This is a genomic window from Rhizobium sp. SVR5-9E, from assembly GCF_056755095.1.
This window is the reverse complement of sequence record NZ_JBNDHS010000013.1, coordinates 48,485-75,222: the sequence shown is the minus strand read 5'-3', so window position 1 is coordinate 75,222 and position 26,738 is coordinate 48,485. Positions and strand designations below refer to the sequence as shown.

Annotated in this window: 30 protein-coding genes and 1 tRNA gene; 16 read left to right on the top strand and 15 right to left on the bottom strand. The window is 59.8% G+C overall.

What is annotated here, in order from left to right:
- The 3 genes from ACPYOJ_RS09465 to dapD all read right to left on the bottom strand — a co-directional run bounded on the left by ACPYOJ_RS09465 (nt 1) and on the right by dapD (nt 2,748).
- Nucleotides 1–597 carry a hypothetical protein gene (locus ACPYOJ_RS09465; RefSeq protein WP_481416015.1) on the bottom strand — a complete coding sequence of 199 codons (597 nt, stop codon included), beginning with the start codon at nt 595–597 and terminating at the stop codon, nt 1–3.
- A complete protein-coding gene (dapE, locus tag ACPYOJ_RS09460; RefSeq protein WP_481416014.1) occupies nt 584–1,777 on the bottom strand; it encodes a succinyl-diaminopimelate desuccinylase in 1,194 nt (397 codons plus the stop codon). The genes ACPYOJ_RS09465 and dapE overlap by 14 nt, the downstream gene beginning before the upstream one ends.
- A gap of 110 nt (nt 1,778–1,887) precedes the next feature.
- Complete coding sequence (gene dapD, locus ACPYOJ_RS09455; RefSeq protein WP_481416013.1) at nt 1,888–2,748, bottom strand: 2,3,4,5-tetrahydropyridine-2,6-dicarboxylate N-succinyltransferase; 861 nt, start codon at nt 2,746–2,748, stop codon at nt 1,888–1,890.
- Nucleotides 2,749–2,937: 189 nt separating this feature from the next.
- Between dapD and ACPYOJ_RS09450 the strand changes: the two genes are divergently transcribed.
- Nucleotides 2,938–3,804 carry an LOG family protein gene (locus tag ACPYOJ_RS09450; RefSeq protein WP_481416012.1) on the top strand — a complete coding sequence of 289 codons (867 nt, stop codon included), beginning with the start codon at nt 2,938–2,940 and terminating at the stop codon, nt 3,802–3,804.
- Nucleotides 3,805–3,851: 47 nt separating this feature from the next.
- Here the strand turns inward: ACPYOJ_RS09450 and ACPYOJ_RS09445 are convergent, their stop codons facing one another.
- Nucleotides 3,852–4,496, bottom strand: coding sequence for an EF-hand domain-containing protein (locus tag ACPYOJ_RS09445; protein WP_481416011.1), 645 nt, complete (start codon nt 4,494–4,496; stop codon nt 3,852–3,854).
- A 109-nt stretch (nt 4,497–4,605) separates the two neighbouring features.
- Nucleotides 4,606–5,313: a pyrimidine 5'-nucleotidase gene (locus tag ACPYOJ_RS09440; protein WP_481416010.1), complete on the bottom strand. Its 708-nt coding sequence runs from the start codon at nt 5,311–5,313 to the stop codon at nt 4,606–4,608.
- A gap of 102 nt (nt 5,314–5,415) precedes the next feature.
- Between ACPYOJ_RS09440 and ACPYOJ_RS09435 the strand changes: the two genes are divergently transcribed.
- Together ACPYOJ_RS09435 and ACPYOJ_RS09430 are read left to right on the top strand one after the other, a co-directional pair.
- Nucleotides 5,416–6,495 (top strand): bifunctional transcriptional activator/DNA repair enzyme AdaA, encoded by a 1,080-nt coding sequence (locus ACPYOJ_RS09435; protein WP_481416009.1) that lies wholly within the window; start codon nt 5,416–5,418, stop codon nt 6,493–6,495.
- Nucleotides 6,492–7,265 (top strand): isocitrate lyase/PEP mutase family protein, encoded by a 774-nt coding sequence (locus tag ACPYOJ_RS09430; protein ID WP_481416008.1) that lies wholly within the window; start codon nt 6,492–6,494, stop codon nt 7,263–7,265. The genes ACPYOJ_RS09435 and ACPYOJ_RS09430 overlap by 4 nt, the downstream gene beginning before the upstream one ends.
- Nucleotides 7,266–7,323: 58 nt before the next feature.
- Here the strand turns inward: ACPYOJ_RS09430 and argB are convergent, their stop codons facing one another.
- Nucleotides 7,324–8,211, bottom strand: coding sequence for an acetylglutamate kinase (argB, locus tag ACPYOJ_RS09425; protein WP_168828144.1), 888 nt, complete (start codon nt 8,209–8,211; stop codon nt 7,324–7,326).
- A gap of 144 nt (nt 8,212–8,355) precedes the next feature.
- Between argB and ACPYOJ_RS09420 the strand changes: the two genes are divergently transcribed.
- The 3 genes from ACPYOJ_RS09420 to ACPYOJ_RS09410 all read left to right on the top strand — a co-directional run bounded on the left by ACPYOJ_RS09420 (nt 8,356) and on the right by ACPYOJ_RS09410 (nt 10,273).
- Nucleotides 8,356–8,895 carry a sigma-70 family RNA polymerase sigma factor gene (locus tag ACPYOJ_RS09420; RefSeq protein ID WP_481416007.1) on the top strand — a complete coding sequence of 180 codons (540 nt, stop codon included), beginning with the start codon at nt 8,356–8,358 and terminating at the stop codon, nt 8,893–8,895.
- Nucleotides 8,892–9,611 carry an anti-sigma factor gene (locus tag ACPYOJ_RS09415; RefSeq protein ID WP_481416006.1) on the top strand — a complete coding sequence of 240 codons (720 nt, stop codon included), beginning with the start codon at nt 8,892–8,894 and terminating at the stop codon, nt 9,609–9,611. Before ACPYOJ_RS09420 ends, ACPYOJ_RS09415 begins: the two co-directional genes overlap by 4 nt.
- A 107-nt stretch (nt 9,612–9,718) precedes the next feature.
- Nucleotides 9,719–10,273 (top strand): fasciclin domain-containing protein, encoded by a 555-nt coding sequence (locus ACPYOJ_RS09410; RefSeq protein ID WP_481416005.1) that lies wholly within the window; start codon nt 9,719–9,721, stop codon nt 10,271–10,273.
- Between the two features lie 47 nt (nt 10,274–10,320).
- Here ACPYOJ_RS09410 and yihA read toward each other — a convergent pair whose 3' ends face one another.
- From yihA to rpmH, 5 genes are all read right to left on the bottom strand, one after another.
- The gene (gene yihA, locus ACPYOJ_RS09405; RefSeq protein ID WP_481416004.1) at nt 10,321–10,986 is read right to left on the bottom strand and encodes a ribosome biogenesis GTP-binding protein YihA/YsxC; all 666 of its coding nucleotides are present in this window, start codon (nt 10,984–10,986) and stop codon (nt 10,321–10,323) included.
- A gap of 31 nt (nt 10,987–11,017) precedes the next feature.
- The gene (locus ACPYOJ_RS09400) at nt 11,018–11,920 is read right to left on the bottom strand and encodes a DMT family transporter (protein ID WP_481416027.1); all 903 of its coding nucleotides are present in this window, start codon (nt 11,918–11,920) and stop codon (nt 11,018–11,020) included.
- Between the two features lie 139 nt (nt 11,921–12,059).
- Nucleotides 12,060–13,847 (bottom strand): membrane protein insertase YidC, encoded by a 1,788-nt coding sequence (gene yidC / locus ACPYOJ_RS09395; RefSeq protein WP_481416003.1) that lies wholly within the window; start codon nt 13,845–13,847, stop codon nt 12,060–12,062.
- The gene (rnpA, locus tag ACPYOJ_RS09390; RefSeq protein ID WP_481416002.1) at nt 13,847–14,245 is read right to left on the bottom strand and encodes a ribonuclease P protein component; all 399 of its coding nucleotides are present in this window, start codon (nt 14,243–14,245) and stop codon (nt 13,847–13,849) included. The genes yidC and rnpA overlap by 1 nt, the downstream gene beginning before the upstream one ends.
- 21 nt (nt 14,246–14,266) lie before the next feature.
- Nucleotides 14,267–14,401: a 50S ribosomal protein L34 gene (rpmH, locus tag ACPYOJ_RS09385; RefSeq protein WP_168828152.1), complete on the bottom strand. Its 135-nt coding sequence runs from the start codon at nt 14,399–14,401 to the stop codon at nt 14,267–14,269.
- A 454-nt stretch (nt 14,402–14,855) separates the two neighbouring features.
- Between rpmH and ACPYOJ_RS09380 the strand changes: the two genes are divergently transcribed.
- The 3 genes from ACPYOJ_RS09380 to ACPYOJ_RS09370 all read left to right on the top strand — a co-directional run bounded on the left by ACPYOJ_RS09380 (nt 14,856) and on the right by ACPYOJ_RS09370 (nt 18,710).
- Entirely contained in the window at nt 14,856–16,856 is a 2,001-nt protein-coding gene (locus tag ACPYOJ_RS09380; RefSeq protein WP_481416001.1) for a methyl-accepting chemotaxis protein, read from the top strand.
- A 147-nt stretch (nt 16,857–17,003) separates the two neighbouring features.
- Complete coding sequence (locus ACPYOJ_RS09375) at nt 17,004–18,512, top strand: ATP-binding protein (protein ID WP_481416000.1); 1,509 nt, start codon at nt 17,004–17,006, stop codon at nt 18,510–18,512.
- Between the two features lie 121 nt (nt 18,513–18,633).
- Nucleotides 18,634–18,710 (top strand) — tRNA-Arg (locus tag ACPYOJ_RS09370).
- A gap of 176 nt (nt 18,711–18,886) precedes the next feature.
- Here ACPYOJ_RS09370 and ACPYOJ_RS09365 read toward each other — a convergent pair.
- The 3 genes from ACPYOJ_RS09365 to ACPYOJ_RS09355 all read right to left on the bottom strand — a co-directional run bounded on the left by ACPYOJ_RS09365 (nt 18,887) and on the right by ACPYOJ_RS09355 (nt 21,456).
- Complete coding sequence (locus ACPYOJ_RS09365; RefSeq protein ID WP_481415999.1) at nt 18,887–20,083, bottom strand: M14 family metallopeptidase; 1,197 nt, start codon at nt 20,081–20,083, stop codon at nt 18,887–18,889.
- A gap of 308 nt (nt 20,084–20,391) precedes the next feature.
- On the bottom strand, nt 20,392–20,862 hold the full coding sequence (locus ACPYOJ_RS09360) for an aminoacyl-tRNA deacylase (protein ID WP_481415998.1): 471 nt from the start codon (nt 20,860–20,862) through the stop codon (nt 20,392–20,394).
- Nucleotides 20,863–21,042: 180 nt separating this feature from the next.
- Nucleotides 21,043–21,456, bottom strand: coding sequence for a MerR family transcriptional regulator (locus tag ACPYOJ_RS09355; protein WP_481415997.1), 414 nt, complete (start codon nt 21,454–21,456; stop codon nt 21,043–21,045).
- Between the two features lie 55 nt (nt 21,457–21,511).
- On the opposite strand from ACPYOJ_RS09355, the gene ACPYOJ_RS09350 reads away from it, so the two are divergent.
- The 4 genes from ACPYOJ_RS09350 (at nt 21,512) to ACPYOJ_RS09335 (ending at nt 22,977) form a co-directional block, all read left to right on the top strand.
- Nucleotides 21,512–21,934: a mercuric transporter MerT family protein gene (locus tag ACPYOJ_RS09350; protein WP_481415996.1), complete on the top strand. Its 423-nt coding sequence runs from the start codon at nt 21,512–21,514 to the stop codon at nt 21,932–21,934.
- A gap of 14 nt (nt 21,935–21,948) precedes the next feature.
- The gene (locus ACPYOJ_RS09345) at nt 21,949–22,293 is read left to right on the top strand and encodes a heavy-metal-associated domain-containing protein (RefSeq protein ID WP_281408066.1); all 345 of its coding nucleotides are present in this window, start codon (nt 21,949–21,951) and stop codon (nt 22,291–22,293) included.
- Entirely contained in the window at nt 22,290–22,523 is a 234-nt protein-coding gene (locus ACPYOJ_RS09340) for a GDCCVxC domain-containing (seleno)protein (RefSeq protein WP_481415995.1), read from the top strand. Before ACPYOJ_RS09345 ends, ACPYOJ_RS09340 begins: the two co-directional genes overlap by 4 nt.
- 139 nt (nt 22,524–22,662) lie before the next feature.
- Nucleotides 22,663–22,977 carry a hypothetical protein gene (locus tag ACPYOJ_RS09335; protein ID WP_481415994.1) on the top strand — a complete coding sequence of 105 codons (315 nt, stop codon included), beginning with the start codon at nt 22,663–22,665 and terminating at the stop codon, nt 22,975–22,977.
- Nucleotides 22,978–23,025: 48 nt separating this feature from the next.
- On the opposite strand, the gene ACPYOJ_RS09330 is transcribed toward ACPYOJ_RS09335, so the two are convergent.
- Complete coding sequence (locus ACPYOJ_RS09330) at nt 23,026–23,937, bottom strand: SDR family NAD(P)-dependent oxidoreductase (RefSeq protein ID WP_481415993.1); 912 nt, start codon at nt 23,935–23,937, stop codon at nt 23,026–23,028.
- A gap of 217 nt (nt 23,938–24,154) precedes the next feature.
- On the opposite strand from ACPYOJ_RS09330, the gene ACPYOJ_RS09325 reads away from it, so the two are divergent.
- From ACPYOJ_RS09325 to ACPYOJ_RS09315, 3 genes are all read left to right on the top strand, one after another.
- The gene (locus ACPYOJ_RS09325; RefSeq protein WP_481415992.1) at nt 24,155–24,823 is read left to right on the top strand and encodes a class I SAM-dependent methyltransferase; all 669 of its coding nucleotides are present in this window, start codon (nt 24,155–24,157) and stop codon (nt 24,821–24,823) included.
- A gap of 15 nt (nt 24,824–24,838) precedes the next feature.
- A complete protein-coding gene (locus ACPYOJ_RS09320; RefSeq protein WP_481415991.1) occupies nt 24,839–25,474 on the top strand; it encodes a TetR family transcriptional regulator in 636 nt (211 codons plus the stop codon).
- A gap of 169 nt (nt 25,475–25,643) precedes the next feature.
- A complete protein-coding gene (locus tag ACPYOJ_RS09315; RefSeq protein WP_481415990.1) occupies nt 25,644–26,522 on the top strand; it encodes an aldo/keto reductase in 879 nt (292 codons plus the stop codon).
- The last annotated feature ends 216 nt before the right edge of the window (nt 26,523–26,738 follow it).

Below are 26,738 nucleotides of genomic sequence, written 5' to 3'. Positions count from 1 at the left end.
CTACGCCGGATAAATGCCGAGGAAGCGCTGGAGATACTCGCCGAGCATCATCGTCGGCACCAGCAATGCGAGCGTCAGTGCACCGACCATCAAGCCGTGACCGTGGAAGATCATCCGCAGAATCCGCGCCAGCATGAAGACCTGCGCCATCATGAAGAAAAGCAGCAGGAGCGACACAAATCCCACGGTACCGGGAATGAAGAAGACCAGTGCCAGCAGCAGGCCGTTGATGTAGGAAAGCGGCACGCCGAGCCAGTTTACGCTGACGACCACGGCCGCGAAGCGGTCACCCATGCGGAAGGCGAGCAGCAGTAGCCCGGCAAGGACCAGGGGCACGAACCAGTTGGCCATCTCGACCAAGCCCAGACGGAAATAGAAGGGTAGACCGACATCCATATCCGGCGGCATCGACTGCAGGAAAGCCTGACGCCACCAGAGCCACGAAATGCCCATCGGCGGTAGGCACCAGGCAATTGCCCAGAAGGATCGGTTGATGCCGCGGTCCGACATGTCGAGAAACCGGAAGCCGCGCTTATCCATGCGGATCAGCAGCCACAGGCCGGCCAGATAATATTGGACTTCCCTAAGCCCCGGCATTCTCGAACCAGCGCGCGATGAATGTTTCGTAGATCTGCGTCAGCGTTTCGAGATCAGAAACGGCAACGCGCTCGTCGATCATGTGCATGGTCTGCCCGACGAGCCCGAATTCGACAACGGGGCAATAGTCCTTGATGAACCGCGCGTCCGACGTGCCGCCGGCGGTCGAAAGTTTCGGCGCCTTGCCGGTAACGCTTTCAACGGCAGAGGAGAGCGACGCGATCAGCGCATTGTTGCGGGTGAGGAAAACATGGCTCGGCCGGTCGGCCCAGACGAGGTCATATCTCACGGCCTCGCGCCCCGGACGCAGCGCACCATCTGCCGCCGCGGCGTCAAGACGGCGCAGGATTTCCGCCCGCAGCGTCTCTACTGTCCAGGTGTCGTTGAAGCGGATGTTAAAGCTTGCCGTCGTCTTCGCCGGTATGACGTTGGTGGCTGGATTGCCGACATCGACCGTGGTCACTTCCAGGTTGGATGGCTGAAAGTTCTCCGTTCCGTTGTCGAATGGAGGGTCCATCAGTGCGCTGGTCAACTGCAGCATGCCGCGCACAGGGTTGTCTGCGAGATGTGGGTAGGCCGCATGGCCCTGAATGCCGTGGACGGTGATTTTGCCGGAGAGCGAACCACGGCGGCCGATCTTGATCATGTCGCCGAGCGCATCGGGATTGGTCGGCTCGCCGACGAGGCAGGCATCCCAGCGTTCGCCACGTGCCGCCGCCCATTGCAGCAGCTTGATCGTGCCGTTGATCGACGGGCCTTCTTCGTCGCCGGTTATCAGGAAGGAAATCGAGCCCTTCGGATTTCCATGCTTTTCAATGTGCCGCGCCACGGCCGCCACGAAGCAGGCGATGCCGCCCTTCATGTCGACGGCGCCGCGGCCGAAGAGTTCGCCGCCAGCGATCTCCGCGGCAAAGGGCGGGTGCGCCCAGGAGGCTTCATCGCCGACCGGCACGACGTCGGTGTGCCCCGCAAACATCAGATGCGGGCCAGCGTCGCCCAGGCGTGCATAGAGGTTTTCGACGTCCGTCGTGCCGGCTTCCGTTGCCTTGACCTTGTCCACGTTGAAGCCGAGCGGTGAAAGCATGGCATCAAGCGCTGAAAGCGCGCCACCTTCGGCGGGTGTCACCGAAGGGCAGCGGATGAGGGTCTGGAGATTGGCGACGGGATCGGTGGCGGTCATGACGGTCGAATTATCCGGCGGGAATGGCAAAGACAAGGCAAGGCGGCGAACCGCCTCGCTGAAAAGAGCGCCGTCTGTTTACCGGATCGGAGCCCGGCTGTCACTTGAGCTTAGTCGCGCAGCAGCTCGTTGATCCCGGTCTTGGAGCGGGTCTGCTCGTCGACGCGCTTGACGATGACGGCGCAGTAGAGATGCGGCGCCGGCTCGCCGTTCGCCATGGTCTTGTTGCCGCTCGGCATGGAGCCTGCGACGACGACGGAGTAGGGCGGCACTTCGCCATACATCACTTCGCCGGTGGCGCGATCGACGATCTTGGTCGACTTTCCGATATAGACGCCCATGCCAAGCACCGAGCCCTCACGGATGATGCAGCCTTCGACGACTTCCGAGCGGGCGCCGATGAAACAGTTGTCCTCGATGATCGTCGGACCGGCCTGCATCGGTTCCAGTACGCCGCCGATGCCGACGCCGCCGGAAAGATGCACATGCTTGCCGATCTGCGCGCAGGAGCCGACGGTCGCCCAGGTATCGACCATCGTGCCTTCCCCGACATAGGCTCCGAGATTGACGAAGGACGGCATCAGCACGACGTTCTTGGCGATATAGGCCGAGCGGCGAACGACGCAGTTCGGTACGGCGCGGAAACCGGCGTCACGATACTGGTTCTCACCCCATCCTTCGAACTTGGAGGGAACCTTGTCCCACCAAGTGGAATTGCCCGAGCCGCCCTTGACGACTTCCATGTCGTTAAGGCGGAAGGAGAGCAACACGGCTTTCTTGAGCCACTGGTTGACCGTCCACGTGCCGTCTGTGCTGCGCTCGGCCACGCGTGCCTTGCCGCCATCGAGAAGCTCAAGCGCGGTTTCGACTGCATCGCGAACTTCGCCCTTCGTCGACGTGTTCACGCTGTCGCGGTTGTCGAAGGCGGCTTCGATGGTCTTTTCGAGGGAAGAAAGGTCGGTGGCGCTCATGGGAAATCCTTAAACTTCGAACTCTATCGTGAAGACGACAAAGTCTCCGGGAAATGTGATCGGCTGGACGCGATCTGCTCTATCGCATGAGCGGCTAAAATGGAATGATTTTTCGAATTAGATCGCTTCTGGATTCAAGGCGATAGACATACCGGCAAAGTTGCTGGCAGACACCGAAGGGCATTTGGAATGACAAGAGGAAAGAACGGCAGGCTGAGGCGCAAGAATGGAGTCTGGGCTCCGCTGAAGTCGAGCGAGATCGACAGGGAACGCGCACTCGCCGTGCCGAAAACACCGCAAACGCTCTCGCCGTCCTATCGCCTCGCCTATGCCGATGATGACTTTCTCTGCCGCGAGGAACTGCGACCGATCCGCCTCCAGCTGGAGTTGCTGAAAGTTGAGATGATCCTGACGGAGCGGGACATCAAGTCCACCGTCGTCATGTTTGGCGGCGCGCGTATTCCCGCACCTGGCCAGAGTGCATGGGCTGCGCGCAACGAGGTGCAGCGCGAAAACCTTGAGGCGGCCTCCGTCTATTACGACGAGGCGCGCAAATTTGCCCGGCTCTGCTCAAGATATTCGGCCGGCTTCGATTTTCATGAATATGTGATCGTCACCGGCGGTGGTCCGGGCGTCATGGAGGCTGGCAACCGCGGCGCGGCCGACGAAGGGGCGCCCTCGATCGGTCTCAACATCGTTTTGCCGCACGAGCAGGCGCCGAATGCCTATGTCACGCCGGAGCTCAGCTTCAACTTCCACTACTTCGCGATTCGAAAGATGCATTTCATGGTGCGCGCCAAGGCCATTGCGGTCTTTCCGGGCGGGTTCGGCACCCTTGATGAATTCTTTGAATGCCTGACACTGATCCAGACCGGACGCATGGAGAAGATGCCGTTGATCCTTTTCGGTGAAAAGTTCTGGCGGAGCGTCATCAACTTCGATGCGCTTGCGGAATTCGGAACGATCGCACCCGATGACGTGAAGCTGATCAGCTTCGCCGATACCGCGGATGCCGCCTGGAAGATCATCGAGGATTTCTACGAGCACCAGGAATAGAAAGCCCGCCGCGGCCGGCGGCGGGTCTCATATTCGTAAGTAATTACTTACAGGAATGGCCGATCGGGCATGTCATCGATCGAGATGACGCCGTCCTTGTTACGGTCCATACGGGTGAAGAACACTTCGAAGGCAGCCGCGGCTTCCTGTTGGGAAATCTGGCCGTTCTCGTCCGTGTCCACTCGGCGCATCATCGAGGCGAACATCATCATGCCGCCCTCGCGCATCCCGAGGCGGCGATCGCCGCGGCCCCGATCGCCGTCGCCGCGGCCGCGATCACCGTCAGCGCGCTTCTGAACCTTCGGTCGGTCGCCGTTGTCACCCATTTGCGGAGCGTTGGCGCCCATCTGGTCATCCGGCGCCTTGCCGTCCTTCATCTGGGCTTGATGATACTTGCGGATCTCGCCCGGCGTCAGCGACCCGTCGTTGTTCGTATCGATCGCGGCAAAGACCTTCTCCATGCCGTCCTGGCCTTCCTGCTTGGAAATCTGGCCGTCCTTGTTGGTGTCGAACTGTTTCAACATGCGAACGAAGGCAATTTCGCGCATTGCCTCGGCGCGCATTCCGTCGCCCATCATCTGGCGTGGCGGCTGGCTTGCCTTGTCGCCGGGCGCCGCAAAACTGGCGCCGGCTGCAGCACCGACGATCATGACGGAGGAAAGTGCGGCCAGTAGCAGCTTGTTCCGAGACATCGTATTTCCTTTCGGGTTCGCAATCTCGCTGGGATCACGTTCGAAAAGTAGAGCCGATGCATCAATTTGACCAATTAAACATCGGTCTTCTGGATGAAATCTTGGTAATCTAGCCGGCGATCTTGTCGAGAAATGCTGCGAGATCATCGGTGACGAAATCGATGTGATCCTCATCTCCGCTCGTCTTCTCCCACCACTCGACGACGGTTTCCTCAAGATTGTTCGGCACCAGAAGGACAGTCTTCATACCGAGCGCCTTCGGAACCACGAGGTTGCGCGGCAGGTCCTCGAACATCGCCGCTTTGCCGGTCTCGACGCGCTTCAGCGCCTTGAACTTGTCATAGGTTTCCTGGGCCGGCTTCGGCACGAACTCTGCGGCGACGATGTCGAAGATGTCGTCGAAATGCTCGAGGATGCCGAGCGCACCGGCCGCCATCTCGGCATGCTTGACGCTGCCGTTGGTGAAGATGAACTTCCGGCCTGGCAGGGCCTTGATCGCGGCGCCCAGTTCAGGCTGCGCCGTAAGGCTCGAATAGTCGATCGCGTGCGCCTTTTCGAGGAAGTCGTTGGGATCGATCCCGTGATGGATCATCAGCCCCTGCAGCGTCGTCCCGTGGTCAAGGTAATATCGCTTCTGCAGCTTGCGCGCCTCGTCATGCTCCATTTGCAGGAGCGCCGAGACATAGGCCGTCATGTTCTTGTCGATCTGCGCGAAAAGGTTGACGTGGTGCGGATAAAGCGTGTTGTCGAGGTCGAAGACCCATTCGCTGACATGCGCAAAATCGGCTTTGGTCGGAGTACGATCTATCTTGGTCATGATGGCGTTATGGCATGGCTGGCCGGTCAATGAAATTGTCGAATTAAAATCGGCGCCCGTTTTCGGGCGGACGGCGTGCCGGTGCGGTGCTAGAAAGGTGCCATGCTGTTTGACCTGCCCGATGACGATGCGCTTTATGGCGCCCTGATTGCCCGGAGCTCCGATTATGAGGGGCTCGCCTATGCCTGCGTCAAGACGACCGGCGTCTTCTGCCGGCTGACCTGCCCGGCGCGCAAGCCGAAGCGGGAAAACACGATCTTCTACGATTCGATTGCGACCTGCATGCAATCCGGCTTCCGGCCGTGCCAGCGCTGCAGGCCGCTGGAGCAGGCCGGGCGCGAACCGATCGTCGATGAGCTCTTGAAATCCCTCGACCGCGAGCCGATGGCGCGGTGGACGGAGGAGGATCTCATCCGCCTCGGCTACGACCCCTCGACGGTGCGCCGCGCCTTCAAGCGGTCGCTCGGCATGACCTTCCTCGACATCGCCCGCTACCGGCGGCTGGGGCTGGCGGCCAAGCAGCTGGCGGAAGGTGCTCGTGTGATCGATGCCCAGCTGGAGGCCGGGTATGAATCCGCCAGCAGTTTTCGCGCCGCCTTCCAGCGCATGATCGGCACGGCACCGGTGATGGCGCAGCACCGCGAACTGCTCTTCGCCGACTGGTTCGACACGCCGCTCGGACAGATGGTGGCCGTCGCCGACCGCACGCATCTGCATCTCCTGGAATTCCACGACCGCAAGGCGCTGCCGAAGGAGCTTGAGGATCTGCAGCGCAAGACGCGCTCGACCGTCGCCGCGGGGAGAACGCCGGCGATCGACCGGATCGAGGCTGAGCTCAAGGCCTATTTCGAGGGCCGGTCGATGGGATTTGAAACGCCGCTGGCGCTCGGCTTCGGCACGGCTTTCGAGCGGGAGATCTGGTCGCGCCTCATGCGCATCCCGCCGGGCGAGACGCGCGCCTATGGCGATATCGCCCGCGACATGGAAAATCCGCAGATCGTGCGCGCAGTCGGCCGAGCCAACGGCGCCAACCAGATCGCGATCGTCATTCCCTGCCACCGGCTGATCGGCGCCGACGGCTCGCTGACCGGCTATGGCGGCGGGCTCTGGCGCAAGCAGTGGCTCCTGAAACACGAAGCGAAGATGCGGGCGCAACTGCCCGCCATGGAGGAGGCATCATGAACCAGGCGGAAAAGGCGAAGGCGTTCGGGGCGCTGCACCGGAAGGGCGATCCTGTCATCCTCTACAACATCTGGGATGCAGGAACGGCGAAGGCCGTGACGGATGCCGGAGCAAAGGCGCTTGCGACCGGCAGTTGGTCGGTTGCCGCGGCCCAGGGCTATGCCGACGGCGAGAAGATCCCGCTGGAAGCCCTTGTTGCAACGGTGCGCTCGATCACCGCCGTCTGCGACCTGCCTCTCTCGGTTGATTTTGAAGGCGCCTACTCGACCGAGCCCCCGGGAGCCGCCGCCAACGTCGCCAAGCTGATTGAAGTCGGTGCCGTCGGCATCAATTTCGAAGATCAGGTGGTTGGCGGCAACGGGTTGCATCCGGTCGAGAATCAGGCGGTCCGCATCCGCGCCATTCGCGAGATGGCTGAGGGAAGGGGTATCCCGTTCTTCATTAACGCCCGCACCGATCTCTTCCTGCGCGAAGGCGACCAGTCGAGGCATGCGGGATTGGTGGACGAAGCAATCGAGCGCGGCAGGGCTTACGCTGCAGCCGGTGCGAGTGGCTTCTTCGTGCCGTGGCTTATTGATCCAGCGTTGATCGAGAAGATTTGCGGCGCGTCAACCCTACCCGTCAACATCATGATGAGACCGGGCGCGCCGGATGTGAGGACGCTCGCAAGGCTTGGCGTCAGCCGCGTCAGCTATGGACCGGGGCCCTATCGGGCGATGATGGAAAAGCTGAAAGAGGCGGCCGCGGCGGTCTATGCCGCCGCGAGCTAAAGCAATTCGAGGAAAAGTGTAAAGCAGTTTTCCGTCCGGAATTGCGTAAAGCAAAGGCTCAAGGCACGATCAGCGTACCCGCACCATGCTCGGTGAAGATTTCGAGCAGCACGGAATGGGCGGTCTTGCCGTTCAGGATGACGACGCCCTGGACGCCCGCCTTGATCGCTTCGATGCAGGTTTCCACCTTCGGAATCATGCCGCCGGAAATCGTGCCGTCGGCGATCAGCCCACGCGCTTCGGAGACGGACAGCTCCTTGATCAGGTTGCCCTGCTTGTCGAGCACGCCCGGCACGTCTGTGAGGAAGAGCAGGCGTGTAGCGTGCAGCGCGCCGGCGATGGCGCCAGCGAAGGTGTCGGCGTTGATGTTATAGGTCGCGCCGTCGCGGCCGGGAGCGACCGGGGCGATCACCGGGATCATCTCTGAACGGGCGAGCAGATCGAGGAGGGTGCGGTCGACTTCGACCACCTCGCCGACGAAGCCGAGATCGAGCACGCGTTCGATGTTGGAATCCGGATCCTTGACAACCTTGCGCGCCTTTTCGGCAAAGACCATGTTGCCGTCCTTGCCGCAAAGGCCGATCGCCCATTCGCCGGTCTGGTTGATAAGAGCCACGATTTCCTTGTTGATCGAACCGGCAAGGACCATTTCGACGATTTCAACCGTCTTGGCGTCCGTCACCCGAAGGCCGCCCTCGAACTTGGATTCGATGCCCATCTTCGTCAGCATCGCGCCGATCTGCGGACCGCCGCCGTGGACGACGATCGGGTTCACGCCGGATTGTTTCAAAAGGGCGATATCGCTGGCAAAAGCCTTGCCGAGCTCGGGATTGCCCATGGCATGGCCACCATATTTTACGACGATGGTCTTGTTCTCGTAACGCTGCATGAAAGGCAGCGCCTGTGCGAGAAGGCGTGCTTGGGTTTCGCTTTCGGACTGACTCATGGCATACCCCGCAGAATGGATCGCGGCCTTTTATCTCAAGTTTTTGACAGAGGGAATAATGCGCTCCGTATTAGTTGCTATCCCCTTGTCAATTTGAACAGCGCACCTTTATTTAGAACAGTGTAAAGTAGATGGACTGCGGGTATGACGAGCGATGGAATCGGAGAACTGATTGCTCGCGTGGCCATGGCTGACCGGAAGGCTTTCAGGGACCTCTACAACGAGACGAGCCCGAAACTCTTCTCAATATGTCTGCGTATCTTGCAGGATCGCGTGGAAGCCGAGGAAGCATTGCAGGAGGTCTATGTAAAGGTCTGGCAGCGCTCCAAGGGGTTCGTTGCCGGTCAAGGCGCTCCGTCTTCCTGGCTTGCGTCGATCGCCCGCAACCAGGCGATCGACACCCTGAGGGCGCGAAAGCCAGTCGCCGACGAGTTGGACACTGAGTATGACCTTCCCGATTCCGGCCTCGACCCCGAAAAGCAGGCCGTCCTATCAGATGAAGGAAGGCGGATTGACACCTGCATGGAAGAGTTGGAAGCTGATCGGGCGGCAGCGGTGAGGAAGGCTTATGTTGAAGGGCTGAGCTACCAGGAGCTGGCCGATCAGTTTGGCGTTCCCCTGAATACGATGCGCACATGGCTGCGACGCAGCCTTTTGAAACTGAGAGAGTGCATGGAGCGATGACAACGCCGGATCAAAGCAAGGGAGGCCGCTCCCGCGACGAGGTGCTCGCCGGCGAGTACGTGCTTGGTGTTCTCTCCTATCAGGATCGCAGGGTCGTTGAAGAGCGGATGCGCAGGGATCGGCAGTTTGCCGCGATTGTCAGCCGATGGGAAACGAACCTTTCAGCTTTCGCCGACGAATATGAAGTGGCCGCAAGTCCGGGCCGCGAAACGTATAAGCAGATCGAGGCGCGGCTCTTCGGCGAATCAGAGCGGTCCTTCTCGCGCGGGCTTTGGAATTCCGCTGCCTTTTGGCGCTCGTTGACGTTCGCTTCGCTGGTCGTCGCGGTTGGCGCCATTATTTTTGCTTCCGGCACCGTTCAGCCGCCGAAGCGGCCGGCGCCGCTGATTGCCGAATTGTCGTCCGCCGACAACGGCAAGGTCAATCTGCTTGCTTCCTTTGACAACCAAAGCGGCCTCTTGAGCATCGTCCCTGTTGCTGCCGGCGGGGCTGACAAGAAGTCCTTGGAGCTCTGGTTGGTGCCGGGAAGCGGCACTCCAAAGTCGCTCGGAGTTTTCCCGCCGGGTGAAAACGGCGAGCTTGCCATTCCCCCTAATCAGCGCGGCGATATCGCCGAGGGCGCAACGCTTGCTATCAGTCTTGAACCTTTTGGCGGTTCGCCGACTGGAGCACCGACTGGACCGGTTATCGCCAGCGGCACCACGCACCGCCGCTAACCAACATCGTCTTCCCTGAAACTCTTTCTTGATCGTTTCGTACATCTCGATGTCCGGGAGGGGCGAGGCATTCCGCACGACCGGCACCGGACGCAAGGAGAACGATCATGATGAAATCAGCTTTGCGCACCACCGCGCTTGCCGCCATGTCTGCAATCGCCTTCACCGCGCAGGCCGCCACCCCCATGGTGGGCGGCGCTCCCATGTATCCAACCAAGAACATCATCGAAAATGCTGTCAACTCAAAGGATCACACGACCCTGGTTGCGGCGGTCAAGGCCGGCGGGCTCGTTGGCACGCTCGAAGGCAAAGGCCCCTTCACCGTTTTCGCTCCGACGAACGAAGCCTTCGCGGCCCTGCCGAAGGGCACGGTCGAGGCGCTGCTGAAGCCAGAAAACAAGAATAAGCTCGTCAAAGTGCTGACCTGCCACGTCGTCGCTGCTGACGCGATGTCGAAGACCGTCGAGAAGATGATCAAGGACGATGGCGGCGAACACGACATCAAGACGATTGGCGGCTGCGTGCTGAGGGCCAAGGAAAGCAAGGGCTGGATCACGCTGACCGACGAAAACGGCGGAACAGCACATGTGACGATTGCCGACGTCAAGCAGTCGAACGGCGTCATCCACGTGATCGACAAGGTGCTTCTGCCGAAGATGTAATTATTTGCAGTCAGAAGCCGGAGAGGCGTCCTTTCGGGCGCCTCTTTTCATTTCCAGTTCGGGATCCCGACCGTTTCGGCAATGGTCTGGCGCAACTCGTCCAGCCCGTCGCTCTTCTCCGAAGAGGTCGCGACGACAAACGGATAGGCTGCCGGACGCTTCTTGATCTTCTCCGCGGTTTCCGCGAGCAGTTTGATAACCGCGGGGGGCTTGATCTTGTCGGTCTTGGTCAAAACGATCTGGTAGGAAACGGCAGCCTTGTCGAGAAGCGTCAGAACCTCCTCGTCGTTCTTCTTGATGCCGTGGCGGCTGTCGATCAGGACATAGACGCGCTTCAGCGTTGCGCGGCCGCGCAGATAATCGAACACGAGCTTCGTCCAGGTATCGACCTGATCTTTTGGCGCCTGAGCGTATCCGTAGCCGGGCATGTCGACGAGCGCCATCGGCGGCAGGTCGCTGCCTTCGCCGGAGTAGCCCTCAGGTACGAAATAGTTCAGCTCCTGAGTCCGGCCGGGCGTGTTCGAGGTGCGCGCCAAGCCCTTGTGCCCGACGAGCGCGTTGATGAGCGACGACTTGCCGACATTCGATCGCCCGGCAAATGCGACCTCGAGCGGTCCTTCCGGCGGCAGGAATTTCATGGAAGGCACGCCGCGGATGAAGATCCACGGCCGCCCGAAGAGTGGTTTTTCGTCTGCTGCTGTCGGTCCGGTCATATTTCTGGCTTCGGGGTTTTGGCCGCGAAAGTCAAGCGCGCCGCTGTCGCCAGAGCTCGACGCCGAGGTAGCCGAGCAGGGCGGTAAGGACAATGACGCCGCCAACTACCGTCCGTGCGCCGGGCACCTCGCCATGAATAACGGCGACCCACAGCGGGCCGAGCACGGTCTCGGCGGTGCCGAGCAGGGCGGCAAGTGCCGAGGGAATAAGGCGCGCGCCTGTGACGAACAACGCAAGGCCAAGGCCGAAATTGAGCGCACCGAAGACGATGAGGATGCCAAGTTCGCTTGCTGTCACGGCAAGACCGGAGGCCTGGCTTGCCGCCGTGCCGCCTGCAATAACGGCGCCGAGAAAGGCGGCGGGCGTCATGCGCACATGGGCGAAGCGGCGGGTGATGATGGTCGCGGTGGCAAAGGCAAAGGCGATCAGGATAGCAAGCGCATCGCCGATCATCGAGATACTGCCGCCGAGCGATGCCGAGACCATGATGGCTACGCCCCCGAGCACCGCCGCGATGGCGAGCCAGGTATGGGCGGCGATCCTCTCGCGGAAGAACAGCCATGCCATCAGCGCCGCGATCAGTGGCACGCTGGCCTGGCTGAGCACGACATTGGCGACGGTCGTGTAGGCGAGTGCGAGGATGAAGGAAGTGGAGGCCGTGGCAAAACAGACGCCGACTGCAACGCCAGCAAGTCCCATGCCCTTGAAGAGCTGCGTCGTGCCGCGCGGCCCGTCGCGCACGAGCATGAAGCCAAGCAGGAAGAGGGCGCCGAAGAACGACCGCCAGAAGACGACCGTCCAGCCGTCGTTCAAATGGAGGAAGCGGGCGATCGCGCCGCCGAAGCTCCAGAAGAAGGCAGAGCCAAAGACAAGCGCGGCACCGATACGCTCGCCCGCTGGCGCAATGCCCGCAGCCACTGCCGTCGTCGTCAGCTTGTCGCCCATGTTGCGCCCCTCCCTTTGTCGGTCAATTTAACGGCCAAGCGCGCTGGCCGCAAACGACGCAAACGGCATGCCCGTCGTCGGCAGCACCGGCGGCAATAAAAAAGCCCCGCCGAAGCGGGGCTTTTACTCATTTCGATGGAGCCGGTTTTCGCCTGAAGAGGCCTTTCAGATTGTCGAAGAGCTCGATCTTCACGCCGTGCCGCTTCATGATGACTGACTGCTGGATGACCGAAAGCGTGTTGTTCCAGGCCCAGTAGATGACGAGACCGGCCGGGAAGCTTGCCAGCATGAAGGTGAAGACCAGCGGCATCCAGGTGAAGATCATGGCCTGCGTGGGATCGGGCGGCGTCGGATTCATACGCATCTGCACGAACATCGTCACACCCATGATCAGCGGCCATACGCCGAGATGCAGGAAGGTGGGCGCGTCGAAGGGAAGTAGGCCGAACAGGTTGACGATCGTGGTTGGGTCCGGGGCTGAAAGGTCCCTGATCCAGCCGAAGAACGGTGCATGGCGCATTTCGATGGTGATGTAGATCACCTTGTAGAGCGAGAAGAAGATCGGGATCTGCAGCGCGATCGGCCAGCAGCCGGCGATCGGATTGATCTTCTCTTCCTTGTAGAGCTGCATCGTTGCCTGCTGCAGGCCCATCCGGTCGTCACCGAACTTGGCCTTGAGCTCTTCCATTTTCGGCTGCATGCGCTTCATGTTCGCCATTGAAGCATACTGCTTGCTCGCGAGCGGGAAGAAGAGTGCCTTGACGACGATGGTCGTCAGCAGGATCGCGACGCCGAAATTGCCGAAGTAGCGGAAGAAGAAGTCCATCAGTTTGAACATCGGCTTGGTGATGAAATAGAACCAGCCCCAGTCGATCAGGCGGTCGAAGCGCGGGATCTCGTACTTGGCTTCATAGCCATCGATAACCGGAACCTCCTTGGCGCCCGCAAAGACGAGATTCTTGAGCTCCAGCGACTGGCCCGGCGCAACCGTCACCGCGTTCTGCTTGTAATCGGCCTGGAAGCGCGGCTGGCCATCGGTGAAGTGCGTGAAACGCGCATCGTAGGGTGTTTGCTGCGGTGGGATGATCGTCGCGGCCCAGTACTTGTCGGTGATGCCGAGCCAGCCGCCGGTTGCCGTTTCAGGCGTCACGGCTTCCTTCTCGACCGAAGCGTACTTGCTCTCGATCAGGCTGTCGCCGATCACGCCGATGAAGCCTTCGTGCAGAACGTAGGTCGAAGCGACTGCCGGCTTGTTGTAGCGCGTGACGCGGCCATAGGACGACAGAGCAGCGGGCGCCTGGCCGGCATTGGTGATCTTGTCGGTGACGGTGAACATATAGTGCTCGTCGACCGAGATCGTGCGCGCGAAGGTTATGCCCTTGTCATTGGTGTAGGTCAGCGTGACCGGCGTCTTCTCCGTCAGCTTTGCACCTTCCGGGGCCGTCCAGACAGTCGATGGGCCTGGAACGCTGCCAGTGGCATCGTCGCCGATATAGCCGAGTTCTGCGAAGTAGCCGTCCTTGGTTTCAGACGGGCTGAACAGGCTGATGATCGGGCTGCTCTTGTCGACCGTCTCGTGATAGCCCTTGAGCTTGAGGTCATCGAGCCGGGCGCCGACGAGGTTGATCGAACCTGCAAGTGCTGCAGTGTCGATCGTAACGCGCGGGTTCTTGGCAAGTGCGTCTGCGAGCGAGGCCGTCGCTGCTGCCTGCCCGGTCGGGGCGGCGCCGTTCGTCTGGACGGGCTGAGCGCCTGCGGCTGGCTTTTGCGTCTGCTCTGTGGTCTGCTGCGCCTTCTGAGCTTCCTGCGCCTTGCGCTGAGCTTCGATGCGCGGATTCATGTAAAGAAACTGCCAGCCGAGAACGATCAGCACCGAAAGAGCGATCGCAATGAAATAATTGCGGTTGTTTTGCATCATAGGTTCCTGGCGCGGCCGTCATTCTGCCGCTTGTGTTTCGGCTTGCTTTCGACGCGCGTTTTAATCTCCGCGCTCAATTCCTTGAAGGACGCCGTCAGGCAGTCTCGTCGCGCGACAATGACATAGTCGTGTCCGGGCTGCATTGCAAACCCCGCATGAAGCCGCACCGCTTCTTTGAGACGGCGGCGCATGCGGTTCCGTTCGACCGCGTTTCCATGTTTTTTGGTGACGGTGAAGCCGACGCGGGCTTCGGTGTCGGCTTCTCTTCGGTCGAGAACCTCGAGCAGGAAGAGGCCGCCCTTGCGTTTTTCGCCATTGCGAACAGCAAGAAACTGTGGGCGGCTTTTCAGCCGCCCTACAGTGTTTTTCTTAGTGGTCGTCAATTCGCCCGCCATCTCTTATCGGGCAACTCGGCCTTAAGCCGAAAGGCGCTTGCGGCCCTGGGCGCGGCGAGCCGTGATGACCTTGCGGCCGCCCTTGGTAGCCATGCGCGCACGGAAGCCGTGGCGGCGCTTGCGGACAAGCTTGGATGGTTGGTAAGTACGCTTCATTTATTTAAACACCGCGGAGTGCGGCCCTTCTTGAGTTTGCATATTGCAAGGAGCGTTGTTTTCGAACGGGCGCGGCCGAAGGCCTATTTGACCGAACGTGCGGCGGCTTATACGGATGAAGCTCCGAGAAGTCAATTATAGCCAGGTAACTCACCTGTCAGCTACTTGGCTCCCTGCAAAAAATCGCACTCTGATATTAACGATTGGGCAGAACGCAGCGGAAGGTTGCATTTCGCGCGTTTGTTCTCCGCGATCATCGATCTTAAGTATTTTTCCCGCAAGCCCATGCAATTTTTCGAGGAACGGCTCGCTCGTATCCTCAAAAGAATGGATAATTTTTCGTAGCTCTAAACAATAGTATTCGAAATCTAGCGTTAAGAAATTTAGTCGATCCTCTTGTCTCGGCTGGGAATCTGCTTTCCAGACTCTCATCAGGCTCAGGAGGGGCATTGCGTTGAATATCCGCGGCAAGATCAATTTACTCGTTACCATTATGGCAGGAGTTGCAATCATCATCGGCGCAACCGCCCTCCTTGCGATGAATGAATACAGCAACAAATTCACTGCTTTTAAAAGCGCCTCGCAGCGTGCCTATGCCGGTGAGCGGCTGAACCGCTTCGTGACCGCAACGGTTATGGAATCGCGCGGGATCTACGTGGCGAAAGACACCAAGGATGCCGGCGCCTTCGCCAAAGGTCTGATGGCGGATCTCGATGAGATCGACAATGTCATCACCACATGGGCGCCACTGGTTCCGGGGGACCAGAGGGAAAGCTTTGCAAATCTCGTCGCTCGCGCCAAGGAATTCCGTACCTTCCGCTCGGAAACGGCTCGTCTCGGCACCGAGGTCAGCCCAGACGCCGCGAACGCTCAGGGCAACAATGAAGCAAACCGCGCGAACAGAAAGGCCTTTCAGGCCGACATTGATGCTATCGTAAAGGCCGACAAGGCCGAACTGCAGGCGGTTGATGCGGAGATCGAAGCTTTCCGCAACTCGGTGTTCTGGCTCGTGCTCGCCATTACGGGTATCGGCATATCTGCTGGCCTCGGCATGGGCTTCTACATCGGCGCAAGCCATCTTAGCCGTCCCATCAAGCGCGTAACGACGGCGATCAACGAAGTTGCGAGCGGCAATTTCGACGCCGAAGTGCCCTATGCCGAGCGCAACGACGAAATTGGCCAGATGGCTGCCGCCGTTGCCGTCTTCAAGGAAAACGGCCTCGCCATCAAGCGCTTGAATGCGCAGGAAGCAGCCATGCGCGCCAAGAGCGACGACTTGCAGTCCAGCATGTCTGTCGTGGTTTCGGCCGCCGCCGCCGGCGATTTCAGCTGCCGCATCGAGAAGGACTATGAAGACGAGAACCTCAATCGGTTCGCGGGCAACATCAACTCGCTGCTGTCAAGCGTCGATGCCGGCATCGACGAAACCCGCCGCGTCATCGCAAGCCTTGCCGATGGCGATCTGACGCAGACCATGCGCGGCGAGTTCCAGGGCGCATTCGCCGAGTTGCAGCAGAACGTCAACAATACCTTCGCGACGCTGCAGGCAACGATGCGCGAAGTCCGCGAGACGACCGAGGCGATCAACGGCAACACCAACGAGCTCCGCGTTGCCAGCGACGATCTCTCCCGGCGCACGGAACAGCAGGCGGCCGCCCTCGAGCAGACCTCCGCCGCTCTCGACCAGATCACGGCCGTTGTGCACAATTCGACCGAACGGGCGCAGGAAGCGAGCGTCATGGTTTCCGAAGCGAAGGAAAACGCGGGCAAGTCCGGCGTCGTGGTTCGCAACGCAGTCGACGCCATGGGCCGCATCGAACAGGCTTCGCGCGAAATTAGCCAGATCATCAACGTGATCGATGACATCGCCTTCCAGACCAACCTGCTGGCCTTGAACGCCGGTGTCGAAGCGGCTCGCGCCGGCGAAGCAGGCAAAGGCTTCGCCGTCGTCGCCCAGGAGGTTAGGGAACTCGCGCAGCGATCGGCGACGGCCGCCAAGGACATCAAGGCGCTCATCACCAAGTCCGGCGATGAAGTTCATGTCGGTGTGAAGCTGGTGCAGGCCACAGGCGAGGCGCTTGGAGAGATCGAAAGCCGCGTCATCGCGATCAACGATCACATTCAGTCGATCGCAACCGCGGCCAAGGAACAGTCGACCGGCCTCAAGGAGGTCAATACCGCCATAAACCAGATGGATCAGGTGACGCAGCAAAACGCGGCGATGGTCGAGGAGACCTCCGCAGCGACGCACAAGCTGGCGGCGGAAGCAGACGGTCTCGTGCGCCTTGTCTCGCGCTTCAGGACGTCGAATACGTCTGCCGCAGCGTCCGTCGCTGTTGCACGCCGCGAAGAACACCGCCCGGTCGCCTCGCCGGCCCGCCGGGCAATGAACACGGTCGCGCGTGCCTTCAACGGCAATGCGGCGGTTGCCCAGCAGAACTGGGAAGAGTTCTGAGGCACCCTTCCGTTAGCTTGAAAACGCCGCCTCAGTGCGGCGTTTTCTTTTGTGACGACTTGCCGCTGCTCGCGAAGATTTGAAAGCGGAGTTCCATCGTCTATTATAAGCGTCTCGTTCCAGGCGCTTCGCCGATCGGAAAAGACCATGCCGCTGCAACATCAGGGCGAAAACTCGACTAGCGATAAGACCGCGGACAGCGCATACGGCCGTCCGGTGGGCTGGTTCGGCGGTCTATCGGGCAAGCTGCTTTGGCTCACTGTCTTGTTCATCATGCTCGCTGAAGTGCTGATCTTCTTCCCGTCGATCGCGACCATGCGCATTCGCTGGCTGGAGGACAGGCTGAACACGGCGGCGGCGGCGGCCATCGTCATCGATGGCTTGCAGCCTGTCGAACTGCCGCATACGCTGCAGAAGGAGACGCTCGAAGCAACCGGAACGAAGGCGATCGTGCTTCGCAAAGAGGGTACCTCCCGCCTCCTTGCGATGAGCGACATGCCGACCTCTGTCGACGAGCAATATGACCTGACCAAGACCACGCTGCTCAGTTCCATGGATGACGCGCTGGATACGATGCTTTTCGGCGGCAAACGGATGATCCGCGTCTACGGCCCGGTCGGCGAAACGAGCACGGGCGTTGAAGTCGTGATGAAGGACAAGGCCTTGCGCACGGCGATGTTCGCTTATGCACGCAATGTCCTCTATCTCTCCGTTCTGATCTCGCTCTTCACCGCGACATTGATCTTCTTCGCCATCAACCGCATCCTCATTCGCCCGATCCGCGAGTTGACCGGCAGCATGCAGAAATTCTCCACCGAGCCGGAGAACCCGCAGAATGTTTTCGTGGGCGACGGTGGGCGCGATGAACTCGCGGTCGCGGGGCGGCATCTGACGTCCATGCAGATGGAGCTGCAGAAGACGCTAAAGCAGCAGAAGAATCTCGCCGCGCTCGGCCTTGCGGTCTCCAAGATCAATCATGACATGCGCAACATACTCGCCTCCGCGCAACTGATGTCGGATCGCCTGGTGAGCGTCGATGATCCGATGGTGAAGAGCTTTGCACCGAAGTTGCTGCGAACCATCGATCGGGCAGTCGGCTACACCAATGAAGTGCTCTCCTATGGCCAGGCAAGCGAATCGGCGCCGCGCCGCCGGCGGATCAGGCTCTACGACCTGACGCAGGACGTTCGCGACATGCTGGCGATCGATCCGCAGAGCGGAGTGGAGTTTTCCGAGCAAATGCCGGTTGACGTCGAGGTCGATGCAGACAACGAGCAGCTCTTCCGCGTGATCCACAATCTGTGCCGCAACGCGCTGCAGGCTCTGATGATGCCTGGCGAAACGGGTATGGATGGAGTCAAGCGGATCACGGTTTCGGCACAGCGCGTCGGCAGTGTCGTAAGCATCATTGTTGACGACACCGGGCCGGGAATGCCGGTGAAGGCCCGCCAGAACCTCTTCACAGCCTTCCGCGGCTCCGCCCGCAGCGGCGGCACGGGCCTGGGCCTCACAATCGCGCGCGAGCTGGTGCTTGCTCATGGCGGCACGATCGCCCTTGTCGAAAAACCGACCGCTGGCACACAGTTCCGCATCGAGATCCCCGATCGTCCTGTTTCGTTGGACGACTATCGCTCTCGTCTGCATGCAGAAAAGTGATGCAAATTCCGCACCTCAGCCATCCGCAGCCAAAGTCGCGATTTTTTTCGAATTGCTATTGCATTCGCCTAAAGGACGCTTTAGAGGATCGCCCACGCAAGCGGCACGGCCGCTTTGACACGCACCCGTAGCTCAGCTGGATAGAGCACCAGACTACGAATCTGGGGGTCAGGAGTTCGAATCTCTTCGGGTGCGCCATTTCACCATTCCAGACGAAAAATGGGTATCAAGCCTACGCTTTTGACCCGACGAGAACGTTCACGTCTCTCGCCCGTGAGCTAGCCGGCTAGGCGGTCACCCAGCCCACGGCGTGCTCGCAAGGTCGTCGCTAACGCTGGACTCCCGAGACACGCAAAGATCGCTCACAGGGCTCTTTACTCGGGATATACCTCTGCGCCCTCCGGCGTCGGCTTGCTGAAAAGGATGAACACCAAGGGGTTGCCGGGCTCGGACATTGCGTCGCTGCGCTGGCCCGTTATCTCTCCAGCCACGCCGCTTGTATACTCCGCGACCACCTCGCCGAAGCTGTTGCGCTGAATGGCCACCTTCTGTCCGGCTTCGACCTTGTCGTTCAGCTTGACCAGATGCTCGACGAGCCCGCCCGCGGTGGCAAGAATCGGGAAGGCGCTGTTCCCGACAAAGACACTCACGTCCTTGCCTGTACGTCCCATCGACCCGGCAACGATGCCGTGATGCTTGAGGACGTTCATTGTGCCTTCCACGAACAGCGAGATCATCTCGAGGTCCAGGTGGCGGGCAGCCCCGATCTCCGGGCAGAAGGACGGGATGCCCGCGGCGATAAACGCGTTATGCAGGACACTGGGATATGTAGGGTTATCGAAGATCTGGCCGATGGGGTAGAGCTCCACCATTGCCTTGATCTCGGGTACGTCCATCTCTGCAATATTGAATGCGCTGACCTCGAATCCGGTCGTTCCGGTATGGAAGTCGATTGCGAAGTCGGCGTTCGGACGGAGAAGCCGGTTGAACATTAGCCCGGCGTGTCGGCTGGCCGCGGTGGCGCCGTTCTCGTTCCCGGGCCACTCCCGGTTCATATCGATCAGATCGCTGCCCCTGCCCGAATTGGGCCACCTGCGCTGCATGCCCTCGATGGCCGGGCGGGACACGTCCGTGACCGCCATGACAGTCCCCGACATCGCCGCCGGATCGAGTTGGTTCATCACAGTCTGGACCGTATGCATAGAACTCATTTCGTCGCCATGCACACCACTGACCAGGACGCCGCGCTTGCCCGGCTTTGCTCCCTTGGCGACCGTCACTGACACATACCAGTGCTGTCCGGTGGGCATCTCAACGCCCTGAAAATACAAGAGGTGCTTCTTGCCGGGCTCCAGGTCGTTGACGTCAAGGGCGCTGACGACTTTCTTCCCTTCGATGACATCGCCAACGTAGACTGTCTTCTGTGACGTCGAGTTGGCGGCGGACCCAGTATTGTCCTGCGCGTTCGCACCTGCCGCACTGACGGCGAGGGCAGCCGACGCGCCGACCGTGGCAATGGATGCGATTATGAAATCACGGCGATCGAGGCCTTCCTTAAGATTATCCGACATGATGGAGATCCCTTGTGATATGAAAAGCTACGTTAGAACAACGGCATGCATATCGTTCACAAGAACCCGTGCGACTTAAGCCACAACCATGTTCGCTAAACTTGCAAAGTTGCGAGAGTTCTGCGGAGCTATGGAGCTATGTCGGGGCTTGCGATCTTGCGGTGTCTTTCGGCAGGATTCGGAGATTGCGCAACGCAGACCTGCCGCTCAGAAATAGAAAGCGATAACAATCACATACGAGTTAGCAGTTTCATCTCGTCTGGTGTGCCATTTCCTTTCAGGGATGATCGTGGTCTCGGATCCCATATTCATGACGGGCGGCTGAAGCGGGCAACCTGCGCATCCTTCATCAGGTTGCGGAAATTCGGTCCGCTCATATGGACCAGCGTCCGGTGATCGCCACCTTCGAAATAGACGTCAGCCGCGTCGTTGAGGCTCTCATCGAGGAGCATGCGGACGTTGTAGGCCGATCCTACAGGAGGGACCGCGCCAACTTCGCAATCGGCGAAAAGCGAGCTGATCTCATCCTCCGACGCAAGCCCGAGGCGCTTATTCATGACGCTTTGTAGCAGCGAAAGCTCGACCTGGTGCGTGCTCGGAACAACCGCCAGTGTATAGCCCGTTTCGTCGTGAATGAGCACGGATTTGGCGAGGCGGCTGCCGGGAACATGGGCTGCCTGAGCCGTCTGGCTGGTGGTTGCCGTCCGGTGATGCGGGACGGTGTCATAGGCGATTCCGACGCCGTCGATATAGTCCTGAAGTTTCCTTGCGATCGTCATCGTGAGCCCCTTTGTGCTGTGGGGTGGACGCATGCGAAACATTTTCCTCTCATCACTTGTGAAGTCAACGACAAATGGACAGCCACAAATGCGAGTGGTGGCCCTGTTCGGTTGACCGGATGTCTGGCCCCTGTCATGGGAGACTGTGCTGTGACCGCCACCGATACAAATGAGCGAGATCTACATGGTCAGCACATCCAGCATGGGACACTGCGGAACAGCCGCTCCGCTGCACTTGGCCGAAGTCTCGGCGAGAACTCTCTCAATTCTCTTGAGGTCTGCGATTTTGGTGCGGATGTCGGCCAAGTGCCTTTCCGTCCGTTCCTTCACTTCGGTGCAGGTTTGAGTGCCGCCATCGACCAAATTCAGAAGTCCGCGAATGCCGTCGATCGAAAAGCCGAGTTCCCGGGCGCGGAGAATAAAGCGCAGGCGCTGTACGTGCCCTTCCTCGTAGAACCGGTATCCCGTCCTGCTTGGCCGCGGGTCTGGCATCATGCCGATTTTCTCGTAGTAGCGGATGGTTTCGAGATTGCAGCCGGATCGCCGTGCCAGGTCCGCGCGCTGCAATCCCTTCTCGGACTTGTGATCGCTCATGCGCAAAGTCTCCCTTGAGTCTGTAGATCCTACAGACTGTAGCTTCGATTCATAGATGTTTCGATGTCGGGATCGCATGCGTGACATGGAAACTGGAACTGTCTCTATTGAGGTACCGCCGTATACCGCGAATCGCGGCAAAGGGTGGTTGGCCGCCGGAGGCTTGATCGGCGCGGTTCTGGCTTCGACGTGTTGTGTTGGGCCGCTGGTTCTGTTGATGCTCGGCATTTCCGGAGCGTGGATCGGCAATCTGACGGCACTCGAACCCTATAAGCCCCTATTCGCCGCTATCGCGCTCGGCTTCATCGGTTTCGGCTTCAGGCAGGTTTATTTCTCAAGCAAGGTTGTTGTTTGTGCCGAAGGCGCCTATTGCGCACGATCCGCATCGTCGTTGGTCGTCAAGACCACGCTTTGGCTCGCGACCGGGCTGGTCGTTCTCGCCCTGACCGTCGACTGGTGGGCGCCCATTTTCTACTAGGAGAACCCTCAGGGATGAAACGATCCTTCTTCTTTAAGGCCATGGCAGTCACTATAGGTGCGATTGCAATCGAGGCCGCCACCCCGGTGGTGCTACTTGCGCAGCCGCTCGCCACCAAAGGTGTGGCCATGCAAACAGCGACCTTTGCCATAGACAACATGACCTGCGCCCTTTGCCCGATAACTGTGCAAGCGGCGATGCAGGCCGTCAAAGGCGTCGGCTCGGTTGATATAGACCTCCAAACGAAAACAGCGACGGTCGCATTTGATCCTGCCCTCACCACGACCGAGGCAATTGCTGCTTCATCGACGAACGCAGGTTATCCGGCATCTGTTATGAGCGAAACCGGGCCATCATGACAATTTTCCACCGGTCGACAATCACCTGCCCGGAATGCGGCCATCGGGCCTTGGAGGCCATGCCCACCGACGCCTGCCAGTATTTCTATGACTGCAAAGGATGCGGCGCTGTGCTGAGGCCGAAAGTGGGCGACTGTTGCGTCTATTGTTCATACGGAGACATCCCATGTCCGCCTGTCCAGGCGGCACGCGACAATGAAATTGATGCGGGAAATTGTCACCGCTGTTGAGGACCATTTCCCCGTTTCATTCTGTTGTCGTGCCATTCGTTTTTCTGCACTCCGTCATCGCATGCTTAGCTTCGCGCAATCTTGAAGCGGTACCTATTCTGTGCCGGGGTCGAAAGCAGCTTGCGCAGGAGAGAAATGCATGAAAGCGAGGATGGGGATTGCGATTTCAATGGCGGCAGCCGCAGCCATTCTTGCCGGGTGCGTCCAGGACCCCAGCCAGCCGGTTCTTTATCCTGTCGGCAGCCCGGTCAATCCGCCATTCCTTGCGAACCTCATGTGCAACGGTGAAGGCAATGCGATGTACCGCGAGGCGATGCAGCAATACAGGCTGAACGCGCAGATCACCGGTCACTATGACGCCGCCGAGGCAGATGCGCTGGCGCGCAGCGCGGCGCACAGGAAATACATCACCTGTGCCTCGTCCGAGGGTTATCGGGCCGTTTACCCTCAATAAGGGGGGCTAGATCTTGGGCGTCGATGATCTTGTCGAGGCTCACGCCCGTCATGATGTGCTCTCTTGTTTGAATGCGTACCGTACGGACGTCAGGCTCTCGGCTGCCTGCCAGAGCTGTCGTCGCAGCTGTTCGTCGTTGGCTTGTTTCGGGACGGCGATTGCGCCCGGCGATCCGCGGGACTGGATGATTCTGGTCGGCCCGATGTAGGCGCCTGCCTTCGCCATCGTTGCCGCGAAGGCCACCGTGTCGGCGACGCGATCGAGCGGGTAGCCGATCAGGCTTATCAAAATCTCCGCCGCCCGGCGCAGGACCGGCGAGGTGTGGCGCTGCAAGGCCGTTTTGGCTGTTCCGGGGTCCACGGCGAGGCTGGCCACGCCCGTTGCGGCGGCGCGCTTGTTGAGTTCGAGGGCAAACAGAATATCGGCGAGCTTCGACAACGCATAGGCGCGCATCGGCCGGTAATCTCCTTGCGATTGCAAGTCGTTGATGTCGAGAGGATACCAGCTGGCCGCGCGGGCGCTGACGGTGACGACGCGGCCGGACGCTGCCTCGATCGCCGGAAAAAGCCGGCCGGTCAGCGCGAAATGACCGAGGAAATTTGTGCCCATATGCATCTCGAAGCCGTCCGCCGTGAGCGTGCGTTTGGGGATCATCATGACGCCGGCGACATTGAAGAGATGATCGAGAGGCGCTCCGCTTTCGAGCACGGCTTCTGCGAAGCGGGCGATTGAAGCCACATTGCCGAGGTCGAGAAGGCCGAAAGAAAAGCTGGCCTGCGGCACGAGTCTGCGCAGCTCGGCGACCGCGGCGATACCCTTGTCTTTATCCCGTCCCGTGATCAGCACATCTGCGCCCTTCAGCGCCATTGCCCGGGCAACCTGGAAGCCGATGCCGGACGCTCCGCCTGTAACAATGACCTTTTTTCCGGTCTGTTGCGGCATGTCTTTCGCGGTCCACATATGTTTCGATCCCTGTAGCAGATTGCAAACAAATATTGCATTAACTGCAAAAATGCAATAGATATAAAATTGCAACAGATAAAGGATTTGTGAGATGAGGCCGAACGAAATCGATGGAAGTGCCGCAAGCTGCATGAGAATGCCTTGGAATTGCCATTCTCGAAGCGATGGTCGTGCGGATACTCAAGCGGCATTTCAGTCAGGTGGGCCAATCAAGATGGTTGCAGGCATTGGACACTCGGATTACCTGCATTTTTTCCGCTCATGGATCAGCAACCCCCTCCGCGTGGCGGCGATCGCTCCGTCCGGCACTTCGCTGGCGAAGCTTATGACGCAGGAGATTGCCGCGCTTGACGGACCGATTATCGAGCTCGGACCCGGCACCGGTGTTTTCACGCGGGCGTTGCTCGAACGCGGCACAAGAGAACAGGACTTGACGCTGATCGAATATGGCCCCGAGTTCGTCAGCAGCCTGAGGTCGCGCTTTCCGGGCGCGCGTGTTCTGCAGATGGATGCCGCCCATCTCGGCCAGGCCGGTATCTTCGAAGGCGAGCCGGTCACTGCGGTCATCAGCGGTTTGCCGCTGCTTTCCATGTCGCCGCGCAAAATCACAGCCATTCTCGTCAGTGCCTTTGCGTATATGCGGCCTGGCGGTGCGTTTTATCAGTTCACCTACGGGCCTCGCTGCCCGGTGCCGCGCCCGATCCTCGACAGATTGGGGCTCAAGGCAACGCACCTCGGTGGTACTGTGCGCAACTTGCCACCCGCCGCAGTCTATAAAATTTCACGCCGTAAGCCGCTTGAGCTCTCGCGGGATCGTTTCAAATACCGTACCAGGGAAGCGGAGACGGGCACGGCCGCCGTTCCGGGAGAGACCCGCGGCTGACACAATCGGACGCAGATGGTTGAATTGAAACAAAGCGGCGCGGCGGAAGGCCGGCGTGAGCGCAAGCGGCGGGAGACGCGTGAGCGTATCGAGCAGGCGGCAATGACGCTGTTCCTCGAGAGAGGCTTCGACGCAACGACGATCGAGGACATTACCGAAGCCGCCGATGTCTCCAAGCGCAGCTTTTTCGATTATTTCCCTTCGAAAGAGGAGGTCGTCTTCGCATGGCAGGATTCCTTTGCCGATCGGCTGATGGCGGCCATCCTCGCGAGGCCGAAGGGCGAGCCGCGACTGAAGACCGTGGAGGAAGCGCTCATAGAAACCATCGTCGCTTCCGCCGATGAACGCGGTCTTGCCGTGGGCGAACTCGTCCGCTGCACACCGGCACTAAAGGCGCGTGATCAGCTGAAATATGCGAAACTCGAGCTGAAATTGACGGAAGCATTGGCGCTAAGAGCCGGCGACAGCAAGGAAGCGCGTATTCGCATGCGGCTTCTCTCGGCAATCGTCATTGGCGCATTGCGCGTGGGCGGCGAACTCTGGCAGGAACGCTCACCAGGGGCGCCGCTCGAAGCTTTCGCCAGGAGCATTTTTGCCGATCTGTGGGCGGTCCTGTCGGAATTCGGCGAGACGGCAAAAACCCGGCTTTAGAGATTGGCGCCTTCCGTTTGCGGCCCATGGTGGTTTGAGGGCAAATGTCTTCGGCCTCGTTACTGTCATGCAAGCCATGATGCCCTATGTACGCAGGCGTCGCAGAGGCCGCACCATCAACGTCAAGCTCCACCGACTTTGAGCTTTTTGATCAACGAGAGGAAAGACCATGCCCGCCTTGAACGCAGCAAAATCCGGCACCTTCAAGATCGACGGTGATATCGAGGTCAATCGCCTCGGCTTCGGCGCAATGCGCATCACCGGCGAAGGCATCTGGGGTGATCCGGCAGACCACGACGAATCCATCCGTACGCTGAAGCGCCTGCCGGAACTTGGCGTCAACTTCATCGATACGGCCGATTCCTATGGCCCGGATGTTTCCGAGCTACTGATCCGGGAAGCGCTTCATCCTTATAGCAAAATGATTGTCGCCACCAAGGGCGGGCTCACACGGCATGGCCCCGACATCTGGCTGCCGCTCGGCCGTCCGGAATATCTGATCCAGCAGGCGCACAAGAGCCTTCGCAATCTCGGCGTCGAGCAGATCGATCTCTGGCAACTTCACCGCATTGATCCGAAAGTGCCGGCAAAGGAACAGTTCGACACGGTCAAGTCGCTGCTCGATGCAAAGATCATCCGGCATGCCGGTCTCAGCGAAGTCTCGGTTGCCGATATCGAGGCGGCTTCGAAGCACTTCAAGGTCGCCACCGTGCAGAACCGTTACAACCTCGTCGACCGCACCAGTGAAGATGTGCTGGACTACTGCGAAAAACACAAAATCGGCTTCATCCCTTGGTATCCGCTGGCTGCGGGGGATCTCGCAAAGCCGGGATCGCTACTCGATACGATCGCAAAGAAGCACAATGCAGCGCCAAGCCAGATCGCGTTGGCCTGGGTGCTGAAGCGCAGCCCCGTGATGCTGCCTATCCCCGGCACTTCCAAGGTGAAGCATCTGGAAGAGAACGTCGCTGCCGTGGATATCGCCTTGTCCGACGAAGAGTTCAAGGCGCTCGACGGCGAAGGCAAGAAGCTCTTCAAGGCTGCCTGATCTGCTCCGCCAATTTGAATCGGCCGCGGCTTTCCGCGGCCGATTCTATTTTATCTCATCTCGAAACCGCGGGGTGATTGGCAGACCGGGAAGACATCGACTTTATGCGGTCATATTTTGCGCAATAATTTAACCCCCGATCCAAAATTGCTGCAAAATGAGGCGGCTTTGCAATATTGCTCCGTTAAGCCATGCGAAAAGTGCATTGCTGCGTTG